Source organism: Muribacter muris (assembly GCF_001038205.1).
In the GTDB taxonomy this organism is placed as follows: Bacteria; Pseudomonadota; Gammaproteobacteria; order Enterobacterales; family Pasteurellaceae; genus Muribacter; species Muribacter muris.
In genome coordinates this window covers 1-15,183 of the sequence record NZ_JWIZ01000056.1, presented here as the reverse complement: position 1 = coordinate 15,183, position 15,183 = coordinate 1, and the positions used below count along the sequence as shown (strand labels likewise).

Sequence of the window (15,183 nt, the reverse complement as noted above, 5' to 3'; positions counted from 1 at the left end):
ATGAACCTTCTTACTCCAGAACAGTTTGAGCAGATCAAAACGCTGCTCCGCCATTTTCAACACCCGACCTTACAACAGGATTTAATCTCCCTCAATGCGCTGAAAAAAGCCGAGCTCGGCGGCGGCGTGTTACGCCTTGAGTTCACAATGCCGTTTGCGTGGCAAAGCGGGTTTGAACAGCTACAAGCCGCCTTAACCGAACCGCTGAAACAACTCGCTCAAGCCGACTCGGTGAAATGGATTATTCACTACCAAATCGCCACCTTAAAACGTGCCAATAATCACCCGGCAGTCAATGGTGTGAAGAACATTATTGCGGTAACCTCCGGCAAAGGTGGAGTCGGCAAATCAACTACGGCGGTCAATCTCGCACTGGCATTAAAAGCGCAGGGGGCAAGAGTCGGTATTTTAGACGCCGATATTTACGGCCCATCTGTTCCGCATATGCTGGGGGCAACCGATCAACGCCCAACCTCGCCGGATAATCAGCATATAACCCCGATTGAAGCCCACGGTATCTACTCTAACTCGATCGGCTATTTAATGGAGCCGGACAACGCCACTATTTGGCGAGGCCCGATGGCAAGCAGCGCCCTGAGCCAACTGCTGCAAGAAACGTGGTGGCCGGATCTGGATTATTTAGTGGTCGATATGCCGCCGGGCACGGGCGATATCCAACTGACGCTCTCCCAGCAAATTCCGGTTACCGGCGCAATAGTCGTTACGACTCCGCAGGATATTGCCTTGCTTGATGCGATCAAAGGTATCTCGATGTTCCAACGTGTCTCCGTGCCGGTACTGGGCATTATTGAAAATATGAGTATGCATATCTGTGCAAATTGCGGACATCACGAGCCACTATTCGGCACAGGCGGAGCGGAAAAAGTCGCCGAAAAATATCACACTCAAGTATTAGGGCAAATGCCGTTGCATATCCGCTTGCGTGAAGATTTGGATAACGGCACGCCGACTGTCGTTGCCGACCCGACTCACGAGATCAGCCAAGCCTATGCACAACTCGCCGCCAAAATCGCCGCCGAGCTTTATTGGCAAGGCAGCGTCATTCCGTCTGAAATTATGATCCGAAAGGTGAAATAAGCCGAACAAGCGGTCGGATTTGTTGTGTTTTTGTCAAAAATCCGTCATATCCGACCGCTTGTTGTTTATATTTGCATAACTTTTTCTAATTTATTTCATTAAAAAAACTAAATCTACATTGCTATTTCCCGACTTTTTCGGTATATCTATATCCCGTTAATATTTATTGATTTAAGGGGAGCTTTATGAGCCAAGTTTATGAATCAATGCGTAGCAATATTCATATGTTAGGGGACTTTTTGGGCGAAACCATCCGAGATGCCCAAGGGAGTGAGATTTTAGAACTGATTGAAAATATTCGGGTTTTATCCCGTGCCTCCCGTGCCGGCGATGAAACTGCCCGAGAGCGGCTGTTGGATATGCTCGCCAATATTTCCACCGAAAACGTGATTCCCGTTGCCCGTGCTTTCAGCCAATTTTTAAATTTAACCAACATCGCCGAACAATATCAAACCATTTCCCGCCACACGAACAACCTTGCCTCCGGCGAACGTTCAATGGGCGCACTCTTTGAGCGCTTAAAAGCCCAAAATGTGCCGGCGGAAAAGGTGATCGACACTGTGGAAAAATTGCTGATCGATCTCGTACTGACCGCCCACCCGACCGAAGTTACCCGCCGTTCCTTAGTGCATAAACACGTTGAGATCAACCGCTGTTTAAGTCGCTTGGAACACGATGATTTAACCGAAGCGGAAAGTACCAAATTAAAACGTCGCCTAATGCAGCTAATTGCATTAGCGTGGCATACGAATGAAATCCGCACCCAACGCCCGACACCGGTGGACGAAGCCAAATGGGGAATGGCGGTGATTGAAAACAGTCTTTGGAAAGCCGTACCGGATTTCTGCCGCCAGCTCAATTTCTACCTAGAAAAACACTTTGGCGTGCAACACGACGTAGCCCTTGCGCCCGTGCGTTTTTCCTCTTGGATGGGCGGCGACCGTGATGGCAACCCGTTTGTTACCGCCCAAACTACCCGCCAAGTGTTGCGAATGAAACGCTGGAAAGCCGCCGAACTGTTTTTAGAAGACATCAAGCTGCTCGCCGATGAACTCTCTGTGGTAAATTGCACCCCGGCATTCCGTGAAAAATACGGCGATCACTTAGAGCCTTACCGTTTCGTCGTCAAACAATTACGCACAAAATTGAGCAAAACGGTCGCCTATTATAGCGAATTATTAGAAGGGAAACCGCTGACGATTAGCTCTAACGATATTTTGTCTCAAGACGAGCAACTTTGGGAGCCGCTTTACGACTGCTACCAATCGCTTCGTCAATGCGGAATGCGCATTATCGCCAACGGTGCATTACTGGATTGCCTACGCCGCATCCGCTGTTTTGGCTTGGGCTTATCCCGTTTGGATATTCGCCAAGAAAGCACACGGCACGAAACGGCAATTGCCGAGATTACCCGCTATATCGGTTTGGGCGATTATGCCCAATGGACAGAGGCGGACAAGCAAGCCTTTTTAGTACGAGAACTCAGCTCCCGCCGACCGCTTGTTCCGCATAATTGGACACCAAGCCCCGAAACCCAAGAGGTGCTTGACACCTGTAAAGTAGTGGCAGAGCAACCTGAAGGGGTGATTTCCGCTTATGTGATCTCAATGGCACGGGAGGCTTCGGATGTGTTAGCCGTGCATTTACTCTTAAAAGAAGCCGGCTGCACCACCACAATTCCCGTTGCCCCGCTATTTGAAACCTTAGACGATCTCGATCATTGCGAAAAAGTGATGACCGATCTGTTTAATATCGGTTGGTATCGCGGCGTTATCCGCAATCGCCAAATGGTGATGATCGGCTATTCCGACTCCGCCAAAGATGCCGGAATGTTGGCTGCTTCGTGGGCGCAATATCGGGCGCAAGAAGCGCTAGTCAATCTATGCGAAAAATATCAGGTGGAGCTCACTCTCTTTCACGGTCGGGGCGGTACAATCGGACGGGGCGGTGCACCGGCACACGCCGCACTCCTCTCTCAACCGCCTCGCTCGCTCAAAAACGGGCTACGGGTAACAGAGCAAGGTGAAATGATCCGCTTTAAATTAGGTTTACCGGCGGTTGCTGTTGAAAGTTTGGATTTATATGCGAGTGCCGTTTTAGAAGCCAACCTCTTCCCACCACCGGAGCCACAACAAAGCTGGCGGCAAATAATGGACAGTGCCGCGGATATTTCCTGCCGGATTTACCGTGGCATTGTACGAGGCGAACCGGATTTCGTGCCTTATTTCCGTGCAGCGACACCGGAGCAGGAACTATCTAAATTACCACTCGGCTCTCGCCCGGCAAAACGCAATCCGAATGGCGGGGTGGAGAGTTTGCGTGCGATTCCGTGGATTTTCGCTTGGATGCAAAACCGCCTAATGCTCCCCGCTTGGCTTGGGGCAGGTTCAGCGTTACGCAGCTTGATTGAACAAGGCAATCAAGATTTGCTCAACACAATGTGCGAGCAGTGGCCGTTTTTCTCAACCCGTATCGGAATGCTGGAAATGGTGTTCAGCAAGGCGGATTTATGGCTGGCGGAGCACTACGATCAACGCCTTGTACCGAGTGAACTGCACCCTTTAGGGCAGAGATTACGCCAGCAGTTACAAGCGGATATTCAAACAGTGTTATCCCTTGCTCACGAGGGTCAGTTAATGGCAGACTTGCCTTGGATTGCCGAGTCTATTGCACTGCGTAATGTTTACACCGATCCGCTCAACCTACTGCAAGTGGAATTGCTACATCGGTTGCGGGACCAAGGGGATAATCCAAATCCCGCTCTTGAACAGGCACTGATGATCACCATTACCGGCATTGCAGCGGGAATGCGTAACACCGGCTAAGATTGTAAAAAATAGCGATAAACAGACCGCTTGTATGGAACTGCAAGCGGTCTGTTTTGTGACGTTCTTAGCATTATGTTGCGGTAGTATCCATTGATCTCCTATATTGCAAAATATTCCCTTGTCCGCCATTACATTAAATGACTTCAAGAAGAATTAAACGGAAGCCGGATAATTTCCCTGCACTTGCATCAACATCGTTGCCTTTTACGTTTACGACAGCCCCACAATTTTACAATCTTAAAAATCGCTAATAATCTCTAACGCATCACTGAGCTTTTTCACGGTAAAGACTGACATTCCTTTAATCGCTTTTTTCGGCATATTACCGTGCGGTACAATCGCTCGCTTGAAACCGTGTTTTGCTGCCTCGCTGATCCGTTCTTGCCCGCTGGGTACGGGACGAATTTCTCCCGCTAATCCGACCTCTCCAAATACGACTAAATCCTGCGGCAGCGGACGATTGCGGAAGCTGGAAATCAACGCAAGCAGTAATGCCAAATCGGCACTGGTTTCGGTTACTTTTACCCCGCCGACCACATTGACAAACACATCTTGGTCGGACATCTGTAAACCACCGTGGCGGTGCAACACCGCTAACAGCAGCGATAATCGGTTTTGCTCTAACCCCACCGCAACGCGGCGTGGATTCGCTAACATTGAGTGATCCACCAAGGCTTGAATTTCCACCAATAACGGACGCGTCCCTTCCCAAATAACCATCACCGAGCTGCCGGAAGTTTGTTCTTCGCTACGGCTCAAAAAAATAGCGGACGGGTTTTTCACTTCCCTTAATCCTTGCTCTGTCATTGCAAATACCCCCAGTTCATTTACCGCACCGAATCGATTTTTCTGACTACGCAACGTGCGGTAACGGGAATCCGCTTCACCTTCAAGTAACAATGAAGCATCAATGGCATGTTCCAATACTTTAGGCCCTGCCAAAGTACCGTCTTTGGTAACGTGCCCTACCATAATAATGGCTACTTGGCGGGTTTTCGCATAGCGAGTCAGAAACGAGGCACATTCACGCACCTGTGCAACACTGCCCGGTGAGGATTGAATATCCGATAAGTGCATCACCTGAATGGAGTCAATCACAATCAACTTCGGCTTTTCCTGATCCGCCAGATTACAGATATGCTCAACGGAGGTTTCCGATAACATCTTAAGATTATCTGTGGGTAAACCTAAACGGTTCGCCCGCATTGCGACCTGCTGTAACGATTCTTCTCCCGTAACATAGAGGGTGGGTAAATGCTCGGCTAAACCGCACATTACCTGTAACAATAAGGTACTCTTGCCTGCGCCGGGGTGTCCGCCGATTAAAATCGCACTCCCCGGTACAACGCCGCCGCCCAGCACCCGATCCAATTCATTAAAACCGCTCGAAAAACGCGGCACTTCCTGCAGATCAATGTCAGAAAGTTTCTGGATCTTACCGCTTGTCTCCCCCGCATAGCCGCTAAAACGATCGCCTTTACTCTCTTTAGCCGAAATCAATCGCACTTCGCTAATGGTATTCCACGCCAGACAGGCTCGGCACTGCCCCTGCCATTTCGCATATTCTGCGCCACAATCGCTACACACATAAGCAGTTTTAGGTGCTTTCGCCATTTTCACCTCACTCACATAAAAATCGCCATATCTTAACAAAACACTGTCTATTTGAACAGGTAAAAATCTTATTTTTACGACAGCGATCGTAAAATTTCAGTTTGGCTATCGCTTTTTCCGAATAAATCGCCACACTGATATGCCGTTATATTGTTTTAATGCCAACCCAAAAAGGAGAACATAAAAATGAGATACAAGCCATTAACCCCCGCCTTTACCTTGATTGAATTGATGATCGTCATTGCGATCATCGCTATTCTCGCAACGATTGCGATCCCCTCTTACAATAGCTACACCCAAAAAGCCGCATTAACGGAAATATTACGGGCTTCTTCGCCTTATAAATCCGATGTGGAAATTTGTATCTATAACAAAGGGGCTGTTGCCGATTGCTCGTCCGGCAGCAATGGTATTCAAGCGGCAAAAGCCGCCAATGACGATACAAAATATCTGAAATCCGTTGCGGTTTCCGCCGGTGTCATCACGGTTGAAGGAAAAGGCAGTATTGAGGGCTACGGCTATACAATGACACCTCGCTTTGCCAACAATAACATCAGTTGGACAACCAGTTGTCGTGGCGAGGATACCTCCCTCTACCCAAGCAATTTCTGCCAATAAGCACTCACTAATAGGACAATATATGGCTAACTATTCACTTTGTGAGCTGAATACGCAACGGGTATTCGAAATTTCGGAAGCCTTATGGCAAAAAAATTGTGATGAGAAGCATCTGTTGCTGCGTTATCTTGCTATTCCCGTGCAGGAAACGGCAGACAAAATTTGGTTAGCCATTGATGATGAAAATAATTTGAATGCTTGCGAAATTTTCGCCTTTATGACCCATAAGCAGATCGAACCGATTCTTGTTGCGTCCGATGAATTGAAATACTTGCTCAATGCCCTTTCCCCTGAGCAGCACATACAGGCAAACGCCACAGATATTTGTTACACCGAGCAGCAACCGCAAGATTCAGCCTTAAATTTAAGCGATCCGATTATTCAATTACTGGATAATTTGTTCAAATTTTGTTTAGGTCAGAATGCATCCGATATTCACATCGAACCCCATAAAACCAAGCTGATTATCCGACTGCGTATTGACGGCGTACTGCATATTTATAAAGCATTGCCATCACACCTTGCTCCTCGGATTATTTCACGGCTTAAATTGCTTGCCAAATTAGATATTAGTGAATCCCGCTTACCGCAAGACGGACAATTCAGCTTTACTACCGCGCTTGCCGAAACCCTTGATTTTCGCCTATCCACCTTGCCGATTAACTACGGAGAAAAAGTGGTTTTACGCTTGCAGAAAAATAAACCGGCACAATTTGATTTTCTCGATCTCGGCTTTACCCTCACCCAAAAAGAAGTACTAATCAAAAATTTATCCCAGCCGCAAGGGCTTATCCTGGTTACTGGCCCGACAGGCAGCGGCAAAAGCATTACACTGTACACGGCTCTCAATTATCTCAACCAAACGGACAAGCATATTCTAACCGCGGAAGATCCGATAGAAATGGAAATAGATGGGCTGATTCAAACCCAAGTCAATCGGGCTATCCAACTGGATTTCAGCCAACTGCTACGCACTTTCTTACGCCAAGATCCTGATGTCATTATGCTCGGCGAAATCCGAGATGAAGATAGTGCGCAAATCGCTCTGCGAGCCGCACAAACGGGACATTTGGTGCTGTCCACCCTGCACACTAACGATGCGCCGTCAGCGATTGAACGCCTCTACCAACTCGGAATAAAAGAGTACGAAATCCGCAATGCCCTATTGCTAGTCATTGCACAAAGGCTAGTTAGAAAACATTGTCCCAAATGTGCAGGGCAAGGCTGTGGGGAATGCCATCAAGGCTATAAAGGCAGGATCGGGATTTATCAATGCCTAAGCCGTGTTGCAAATACTTTTGACAAACAGACCGCTTGCTTAGATTACCCAACCTTACTGGAAAGCGCCAACCAAAAGGTTGAACAAAAACTGACGGATACAAAAGAAATAGAGCGGGTGCTTGGTTATGCCTAAGATCTATCAATTCCGTTGGCGAGCGGTCAATCGCTTTCAACAAAAGCAAACAGGAAAAACCTTAGCCGAAAGCGGAGAAATGCTTGAAAAACGCCTACTCAGTCAAGGATTTCAACGGGTTCGTATCAGCCGTAATTTTGTGTTAGCTCATAAACCAAAGGCTGCGGAGATCACCCAAACTGTGCAGCAACTGGCGTTACTACTCAATGCCGCTGTGCCTCTAAAGCAAAGCCTGAATATCTTGTTAGAGAATAGCCAAAACATAAAAATCCACCAATGGCTAACACAGCTGATTACTACGATTGAAAGCGGCTTTTCCTTTTCTGCTGCTCTTGAAAAACAAGCCCTATATCTCTCACCACAAGAAATTCAACTCATAAAAATAGGCGAACAAAGTGGAAAACTAACCACCATTCTCACAAATCTAGCCCACTCCCGTGCCAAATCGGATAAATTAGCGCAAAAAGTTAAAAAGATTTTATTTTATCCTGCTTTTATTTTAGCAATTTCACTTATATTGTCGATTTTATTACTTATCTTTATTGTTCCACAATTTGCCGAACTTTACAGCGATAAAAATCTCTCACTCCCGCTGATTACTGAGATCCTATTTAATTTATCACAAATTTTACAAACACAATTCTTAACCCTTTTAATTATTATCGGTATTCTTTTATTCATATTTTATTTGCTTGCAAAGAAAACCACTATTATTCGCTCATTAAAATTTAAGCTATTATCTCATTTACCCGTTTTTAACCAAATTATAACCTATTCCCGCATTATCTTTTTCTGTCAAAATAGTGTTTTAATGTTAAATTCATCTATCCGATTAGATGCTATTATTCATTCCTTTATCGCAGATAAACAAAGCGATCCAATTTTACAGCAAAACTTAGCATATTGCCTGATACAACTCAAACAAGGTTATCGCCTAGCTGAAAGTTTAAATCCTGCTATATTCAATAATGAAGTGATACAGATGATTGCTATCGGTGAACAAAGCGGTCATTTAAGTCAAATGCTGGCTCATATTAGCGAGAATTATCAACAAAAATTAGATTATCAAATTGATATGCTATCTCAATTACTAGAACCGATGCTAATGATTATAATGGGCATCATTGTCGGTACAATTATTATCGGGCTTTATTTGCCGATTTTTGATATGGGAGCAATGGTTGAATGATCCTTTTATTCATTTCATTACTACTTGCTTATTGGTTTAAATATGAAATTACCGCATTTCCGATTAAAACGAATCAACAGAGTTACAATGATATTAAAATGCTCTATCCGCTTAATCTCGATATTAATGCGTTTATTAAGCAATCTAATTTACAGCCTAAAAAGTCATCTTTAAATAATCTCTTTTTTCTCACACTTCCTATTGCCCTCTTTATTTTTTATTCACTATCTCATCCTTTACTCTTTATTTTATTTATCCTCATTTATCTTGCGCAATTAGATTACTATTATTATCTTACCGACATTAAATATATTGCTATTATTTTTCTACTCATAATTTACCATTTATTATTTGAAACAAGTAAAGATATATATCCTCATCTTTTCAGCTTTTTTATTATTTCGCTATTTTTTGCCGTTATCATACCGCTTGTGAATTTAATTTTAAAAAAATCCGGTTTAGGCTTGGGCGATATTTTACTTTTTATCGCCTTATCTCCACTGTTTGAATTAGATCAAATGCTACGGCTGATTTTATATGCCTCATTACTAGGCTTATTCTTTTCCGGCTTATATTGGTTGATAAAAAAACAAAAAATCGCTCGCTTGCCTTTTATCCCCTTTATTAGTGCTTCGACTTTTTTACTCTTTATTGATAAAATTCCACCCTAGACTCTGATATTAAGGATGATTATGCCCTATATTATCGGCTTAACCGGCGGGATCGGCAGCGGCAAAAGCACCATTGCCGAAATGTTTCAGCAACTGGGCGTGCCTCTGATTGATGCTGATATTGTCGCTCGCCAAGTGGTTGAGAAAGGTTCACCATTATTGGATAAAATTGCGGCGAAATTCGGCAAAACGATTTTAACCGAGCAGGGCGAGCTAAATCGTGCTGCTCTTCGCCAACGTATTTTCCATTCCGATCAGGACAAACAGTGGCTGAATAACTTACTTCACCCAGCGATCCGCCAAGAAATGTTGGCACAGTTTGAACAAATCCAAGCACCCTATGTATTGTGGGTAGTACCGCTATTGATTGAAAATCGGCTCACGGATTTTTGTGATCGGGTATTAGTCATTGATGTCTTGCCTGAAATCCAGCTTGAACGGGCGGTTCAACGGGATCAAAGCAACGCTGACACCATTAAAAACATTATCGCCTCGCAGGTGGAGCGCCCCACACGCCTTGCCTATGCTGATGATGTGATTGAGAATAATCTCCCGCTCATACAAAATAGTGAGCATCTTCGCCAACAAGTACAGCAACTTCATCAACGCTATCAACAGTTAGCGCAACAAAAGGAACATTAAAATGACGATAGTAAATTGCCCGACCTGTGAAAAAGAGGTGATTTGGTCGCCGGGAAGCGAGTTTCGCCCGTTTTGCAGCAAACGTTGCCAAATCATTGATTTAGGCGACTGGGCAGCAGAAAAAAACCGCATTGCCGGCAATGAAAGTGAAAATGACGTAATGTCCGCCGAGCTAGACTAAACAAAAATGGCACGCCAAACGTGCCATTTTCTTCATATCTTACCGAACCAACGATTACTTCGCACAGCCGCAGGTTGCCACTTTTTCTTCAAAACGGCGGCTTGCTTCGTCCCAGTTCACCACGTTCCAGAATGATTTAATGTAGTCTGGGCGGCGGTTTTGGTAGTTTAAGTAGTAAGCGTGTTCCCACACGTCTAAGCCTAAAATCGGGTAGCCTTCCACACCGGCAATCGCTTTGCCCATTAACGGCGAATCTTGATTTGCGGTTGAAACCACCGCTAATTTGCCTTCATTTGCTACTAGCCACGCCCAGCCCGAACCAAAACGAGTAGTTGCCGCTTTTTCAAATTCCGCTTGGAACGCTTCCACAGAACCAAAATCACGCTCAATAGCCTCTTTTAACGCACCGCCTAAGGTTGTGCCGGTTTTTAAGCCTTTCCAGAATAATGTGTGATTAACGTGTCCACCCACATTGTTACGCACCGCCATACGCTTTTCTTCCGGCACTTGTGCTAAGTTTGAAATCAATTTACCCGGGCATTGTTCAAGTAATTCCGGATGCGCTTCTAACGCCGCATTGGCATTGTTAATATAGGCTTGGTGATGTTTAGAATGGTGGATTTCCATTGTTTTCGCATCAAAGTGCGGTTCTAACGCATCATAGGCGTAGCCTAATTCAGGGAGTGTGTATGCCATTTTTAAATCCTCAAAATGATAGGTAATTACAGTGATATTTAAAAAATGTTGAGTGAAAACTCAAGGCTATTTTAGCAAAAAATAGTCAGTGGCGATATGATTTTTTGATCTAAAACAAAAAACACTATCTAGCCTCGCGGTTGTGAAAGATAGGAACGCTTTGCTCGGTTAAAAAGCCCATTTTCCCTGCAATCTCTTTGCAAATTTTTGCTATAATCTGCCCGCTTGTATTCCATCTAAAAAAGATAACAACAATGACAGACAACCGTACACTCCCCGCCCTTTCCAGCCAAAATCAGCCAACTGGAAGCGGAAATCTTTGCGATTAAAGAGAGCGAAGAATATCAAACCATTGATAACATTGCCGATTGGGACGACTATTTTGCTGAAACCAAACAGCAACTCATTCAAGAAATTGAGCGGATTGAATTAGAGCTGGACAATGATAAAAAATCCCCTTGACAAAGCAATCGTTTTCGCCCATTCTCTCACTCGTTTTTTATGCGACATTGCAAGCGAATTGAATATGATGATTTTTACCCTTACGACCACGATTATGACCATTATCGGCAAGCATAATGCGGGCGTTCGTGGCTAAAAATCAGCACCGACACACAAAACCCGCTCAACAAGCGGGTTTTTTTATCGCTTTTTTTGCAAACATTAACTGATATTTAGGAGAACCTATGCGAGTTTTAAAATTTGGAGGCACCTCTCTCGCCAATGCAGAACGCTTTATGCAGGCAGCGGAGATTATCGAGAAAGCCCATTTGAGCGACCAAGCCGCCGGTGTACTTTCCGCTCCCGCCAAAATCACTAACCACCTTGTCGCCATTGTCGATAAAGCCCAAGCCGGCGAACCCTTTGACACCCACCTTAGCGAAGCAAATGACATTTTCAACAATATTATCAACGGATTACATCAAGCGAACCCGAAATTTGATCGTGAGGGATTAGCCGCCTTTATTCAAACCGAACTCGATGACATTTGTGCGATTGCAGCGAACGCAGCGAAAAATCAATTTTGTCCGGATAATATCAGTGCCACCGTGCATAGCCGTGGGGAAAAGATCTCGATTGCTATGATGCAGGCGTGGTTTGAAGCAAAAGGCTATACGGTAACCCATATCAATCCGGTGGAAAAATTACTCGCACAGGGCAGTTATCTCGAATCGTCCGTGGACATTGCCGAATCAACCAAACGAGTGGACGCACAAGCCATTCCAAAACAAAATGTGGTGCTAATGGCGGGCTTTACCGCCGGTAACGAACAGGGCGAATTGGTGCTATTAGGGCGTAACGGCTCGGATTATTCCGCCGCTTGTCTTGCCGCCTGTTTAAAAGCGGATTGTTGTGAAATTTGGACGGACGTGGACGGCGTTTATACCTGCGATCCCCGTCTTGTGCCTGACGCCATCTGTTTAGAATCAATGAGCTACCAAGAAGCGATGGAACTGTCGTTCTTCGGGGCAAAAGTAATTCACCCTCGCACTATCGGCCCGCTCGTGCCGCTCAATATTCCGTGCTTAATCAAAAATACCGGCAATCCGGACGGCAAAGGCACGATCATTGACGGCAATGTTGCCAGTGATGATCTCAAAGTGAAAGGCATTACCAACCTTGATAATGTGGCGATGTTTAATGTGTCCGGCGCAGGTATGCAGGGAATGGTCGGAATGGCGGCTCGTGTGTTCTCCACAATGTCAAAAGCGGGTATTTCGGTGATTTTGATTACCCAATCTTCGTCCGAGTACAGCATCAGTTTCTGCGTACCGGTGAAATCGGCGGACAAAGCCCTTGCCGCATTAAATGCTGAATTTGCCCAAGAATTGCAGGATAACTTGCTCGATCCGATTGAGGTAATGAAAGATCTCTCAATTGTGTCGGTGGTGGGAGACGGTATGCGCACCGCCAAAGGCATTGCCGCCCAGTTCTTCTCCGCATTGGCACAAGCTAATATCAGCATTGTAGCGATTGCACAAGGCTCGTCCGAGCGCTCTATTTCGGCGGTTGTGCCGTTAAACAAAGCGATCGAAGCAGTGAAAGCGACCCACCAAACACTCTTTAATAACAAAAAGGTGGTCGATATTTTTCTTGTAGGCGTAGGCGGTGTTGGGGGCGAGTTGATCGAGCAAATCAAACAACAAAAGGACTATCTCTCCCAAAAGGACATTGAAATTCGTGTTTGCGCCTTAGCCAATTCCAACAAAATGTTGCTCAACGCTAACGGTTTAAATTTGGATAATTGGAAAAGCGATTTAGAGAATGCCACCCAGCCATCCGATTTTGATGTGCTATTGTCATTCATCAAACTGCACCACGTTGTCAATCCGGTGTTTGTGGATTGCACGACCGCTCAATCCGTGGCAAATCTTTACGCACGGGCGTTAAAAGAGGGCTTCCACGTTGTTACCCCGAACAAAAAAGCAAATACTTCTAGCTATGCCTACTATCAACTAATGCGGGAAAATGCTCGCCAAAGTCAGCATAAATTCCTATACGAAACCAATGTCGGCGCAGGCTTACCGGTGATCGAAAATCTACAAAACCTGTTAGCCGCCGGCGATGAGGTCGAAAAGTTTGAGGGAATTTTATCCGGCTCGCTTTCCTACATTTTCGGCAAACTCGAAGAAGGATTGAGCTTATCGGAAGCCACCAAACTTGCCAAAGAAAAAGGCTTTACCGAGCCTGATCCCCGTGATGATTTATCCGGTCAAGACGTTGCCCGCAAGTTGCTGATCCTCGCCCGTGAATGCGGTTTAGCCTTAGAATTGGCAGATATTGAGGTCGAAGGCGTCTTGCCAAAAGGCTTCTCCGAGGGCAAAACTACCGATGAATTTTTAGCGATGCTACCGGAATTGGACGCCGAGTTTGCAGAAAAAGTGGCACAAGCCACCGCTTGCGGCAACACATTACGCTATGTCGGCGTGATCGAAAACGGCAAATGCCGTGTCGCAATCCAAGCAGTCGGCAGTGATGATCCGCTTTTCAAAGTGAAAAACGGCGAAAACGCCCTCGCGTTCTACACCCGCTATTACAGCCCGATTCCGCTCTTATTACGGGGTTACGGCGCAGGTAATGATGTTACCGCAGCCGGTATTTTTGCCGATATTTTACGCACCTTGCACGGAGGAGCAAACTAATGACAACCTTACGCATTTACGCTCCCGCCTCCAGTGCTAATTTAAGTGTTGGGTTCGACTCCCTTGGGGCAGCCATTTCACCGATTGACGGCTCGTTGCTCGGTGATGTGGTGCAAATTGAAGAGAGCGATACGCCGTTTCAGCTTGATACCGCCGGTTATTTCGTACGTAAACTGCCGAAAGAACCGCAAAAAAACATTGTTTATCAAGCCTATGTTCTGTTTAGCGAACGCTTGAAATTGCGGGGCGGACAGGTTAAACACCTCCGCCTCACCCTTGAAAAAAATATGCCGATCGGTTCAGGGCTTGGCTCAAGTGCCTGCTCGATTGTGGCAGCCTTAGTCGCATTAAACCAATTCCACGACACCCCGTTTTCAAAAACGGAATTGTTGGAAATGATGGGCGAATTGGAAGGCAGAATTTCCGGCTCAATTCACTACGATAACGTTGCACCGTGCTACTTGGGCGGCGTGCAACTGATGGTGCAATCTTTGGGCAATATCTGCCAACCGTTACCGTTTTTTGATGAATGGTACTGGGTATTGGCTTATCCGGGCATTGAAGTTTCCACCGCCGAAGCGCGGGCGATTTTGCCGAAAAGCTATACTCGCCAAGAGGTGATCGCCCAAGCCCGCTACCTCGGCAGCTTCGTTCACGCTTGCCATTCCCAACAGGCACAACTGGCGGCATTGATGATGAAAGATTTGGTTGCCGAGCCGTACCGTGAAGCATTGTTGCCGAACTTCCCCGAAGTGCGTCAAGGCTGTAAAGATTTGGGCGCATTAGCAGTGGGAATTTCCGGCTCCGGCCCGACAATGTATGCGATTGCACCGGATTTGGAACACGCCCAAAAACTCGTTACCTACTTGGAAACCCATTATCTGCAAAACAATGAAGGTTTTATCCACATTTGTCAGGTCGATAATCAAGGGGCGAGAGCCATCAAATAAAGCGAGACAAGCGGTCGGTTACGACCGCTTTTTTACATTATGCCAATATTATGTAGCCGTTGCACAAAGTTGTTTTTTGTTTGCTTGTAGGGACACACTGCGTGTGTCCGGATTTTAACCTATTGAAATAATTTGTTTT

Annotated in this window: 13 protein-coding genes; 11 read left to right on the top strand and 2 right to left on the bottom strand. The window is 45.8% G+C overall.

The genetic code is table 11. From position 1 onward, the window contains the following. Complete coding sequence (apbC, locus tag RO21_RS08685) at positions 1-1,098, top strand: iron-sulfur cluster carrier protein ApbC (protein WP_047977399.1); 1,098 nt, start codon at positions 1-3, stop codon at positions 1,096-1,098. A gap of 185 nt (positions 1,099-1,283) precedes the next feature. After that, positions 1,284-3,923, top strand: a complete 2,640-nt coding sequence (gene ppc / locus RO21_RS08680) for a phosphoenolpyruvate carboxylase (protein WP_047977398.1) — start codon at positions 1,284-1,286, stop codon at positions 3,921-3,923. 240 nt (positions 3,924-4,163) lie between these two features. Here ppc and radA read toward each other — a convergent pair whose 3' ends face one another. After that, entirely contained in the window at positions 4,164-5,540 is a 1,377-nt protein-coding gene (gene radA / locus RO21_RS08675) for a DNA repair protein RadA (protein ID WP_047977397.1), read from the bottom strand. Positions 5,541-5,726: 186 nt separating this feature from the next. Here radA and RO21_RS08670 point away from each other — a divergent pair, with 186 nt between their 5' ends. Genes RO21_RS08670 through yacG form a run of 6 tightly spaced genes read left to right on the top strand, consistent with a single transcriptional unit; the run spans position 5,727 to position 10,255 of the window. Continuing rightward, the gene (locus tag RO21_RS08670; protein WP_157019719.1) at positions 5,727-6,158 is read left to right on the top strand and encodes a prepilin-type N-terminal cleavage/methylation domain-containing protein; all 432 of its coding nucleotides are present in this window, start codon (positions 5,727-5,729) and stop codon (positions 6,156-6,158) included. Between the two features lie 22 nt (positions 6,159-6,180). After that, positions 6,181-7,572 carry a GspE/PulE family protein gene (locus tag RO21_RS08665; protein WP_047977395.1) on the top strand — a complete coding sequence of 464 codons (1,392 nt, stop codon included), beginning with the start codon at positions 6,181-6,183 and terminating at the stop codon, positions 7,570-7,572. Continuing rightward, complete coding sequence (locus tag RO21_RS08660; RefSeq protein ID WP_047977394.1) at positions 7,565-8,761, top strand: type II secretion system F family protein; 1,197 nt, start codon at positions 7,565-7,567, stop codon at positions 8,759-8,761. Before RO21_RS08665 ends, RO21_RS08660 begins: the two co-directional genes overlap by 8 nt. Then, positions 8,758-9,432: a prepilin peptidase gene (locus RO21_RS08655; RefSeq protein WP_047977393.1), complete on the top strand. Its 675-nt coding sequence runs from the start codon at positions 8,758-8,760 to the stop codon at positions 9,430-9,432. Before RO21_RS08660 ends, RO21_RS08655 begins: the two co-directional genes overlap by 4 nt. Before the next feature lie 21 nt (positions 9,433-9,453). Continuing rightward, on the top strand, positions 9,454-10,074 hold the full coding sequence (gene coaE, locus RO21_RS08650; RefSeq protein ID WP_047977392.1) for a dephospho-CoA kinase: 621 nt from the start codon (positions 9,454-9,456) through the stop codon (positions 10,072-10,074). Between the two features lies 1 nt (position 10,075). Then, positions 10,076-10,255, top strand: a complete 180-nt coding sequence (gene yacG / locus RO21_RS08645; protein ID WP_047977391.1) for a DNA gyrase inhibitor YacG — start codon at positions 10,076-10,078, stop codon at positions 10,253-10,255. Positions 10,256-10,309: 54 nt separating this feature from the next. On the opposite strand, the gene sodA is transcribed toward yacG, so the two are convergent. Continuing rightward, positions 10,310-10,951 carry a superoxide dismutase [Mn] gene (sodA, locus tag RO21_RS08640; RefSeq protein ID WP_047977390.1) on the bottom strand — a complete coding sequence of 214 codons (642 nt, stop codon included), beginning with the start codon at positions 10,949-10,951 and terminating at the stop codon, positions 10,310-10,312. A gap of 442 nt (positions 10,952-11,393) precedes the next feature. Here sodA and RO21_RS12900 point away from each other — a divergent pair, with 442 nt between their 5' ends. The 3 genes from RO21_RS12900 (at position 11,394) to thrB (ending at position 15,044) form a co-directional block, all read left to right on the top strand. Next, positions 11,394-11,549: a hypothetical protein gene (locus tag RO21_RS12900; protein ID WP_157019713.1), complete on the top strand. Its 156-nt coding sequence runs from the start codon at positions 11,394-11,396 to the stop codon at positions 11,547-11,549. Between the two features lie 88 nt (positions 11,550-11,637). After that, on the top strand, positions 11,638-14,094 hold the full coding sequence (gene thrA / locus RO21_RS08635) for a bifunctional aspartate kinase/homoserine dehydrogenase I (RefSeq protein ID WP_047977389.1): 2,457 nt from the start codon (positions 11,638-11,640) through the stop codon (positions 14,092-14,094). Further along, positions 14,094-15,044 (top strand): homoserine kinase, encoded by a 951-nt coding sequence (gene thrB, locus RO21_RS08630; protein ID WP_047977388.1) that lies wholly within the window; start codon positions 14,094-14,096, stop codon positions 15,042-15,044. Before thrA ends, thrB begins: the two co-directional genes overlap by 1 nt. Positions 15,045-15,183: the final 139 nt, after the last annotated feature.

Coding starts and splice junctions, on each gene's coding strand:
- apbC (WP_047977399.1), top strand. CDS start 1: ATGAACCTTCTTACTCCAGAACAGTTTGAGCAGATCAAAACGCTGCTC.
- ppc (WP_047977398.1), top strand. CDS start 1,284: ATGAGCCAAGTTTATGAATCAATGCGTAGCAATATTCATATGTTAGGG.
- radA (WP_047977397.1), bottom strand. CDS start 5,540: ATGGCGAAAGCACCTAAAACTGCTTATGTGTGTAGCGATTGTGGCGCA.
- RO21_RS08670 (WP_157019719.1), top strand. CDS start 5,727: ATGAGATACAAGCCATTAACCCCCGCCTTTACCTTGATTGAATTGATG.
- RO21_RS08665 (WP_047977395.1), top strand. CDS start 6,181: ATGGCTAACTATTCACTTTGTGAGCTGAATACGCAACGGGTATTCGAA.
- RO21_RS08660 (WP_047977394.1), top strand. CDS start 7,565: ATGCCTAAGATCTATCAATTCCGTTGGCGAGCGGTCAATCGCTTTCAA.
- RO21_RS08655 (WP_047977393.1), top strand. CDS start 8,758: ATGATCCTTTTATTCATTTCATTACTACTTGCTTATTGGTTTAAATAT.
- coaE (WP_047977392.1), top strand. CDS start 9,454: ATGCCCTATATTATCGGCTTAACCGGCGGGATCGGCAGCGGCAAAAGC.
- yacG (WP_047977391.1), top strand. CDS start 10,076: ATGACGATAGTAAATTGCCCGACCTGTGAAAAAGAGGTGATTTGGTCG.
- sodA (WP_047977390.1), bottom strand. CDS start 10,951: ATGGCATACACACTCCCTGAATTAGGCTACGCCTATGATGCGTTAGAA.
- RO21_RS12900 (WP_157019713.1), top strand. CDS start 11,394: ATGATAAAAAATCCCCTTGACAAAGCAATCGTTTTCGCCCATTCTCTC.
- thrA (WP_047977389.1), top strand. CDS start 11,638: ATGCGAGTTTTAAAATTTGGAGGCACCTCTCTCGCCAATGCAGAACGC.
- thrB (WP_047977388.1), top strand. CDS start 14,094: ATGACAACCTTACGCATTTACGCTCCCGCCTCCAGTGCTAATTTAAGT.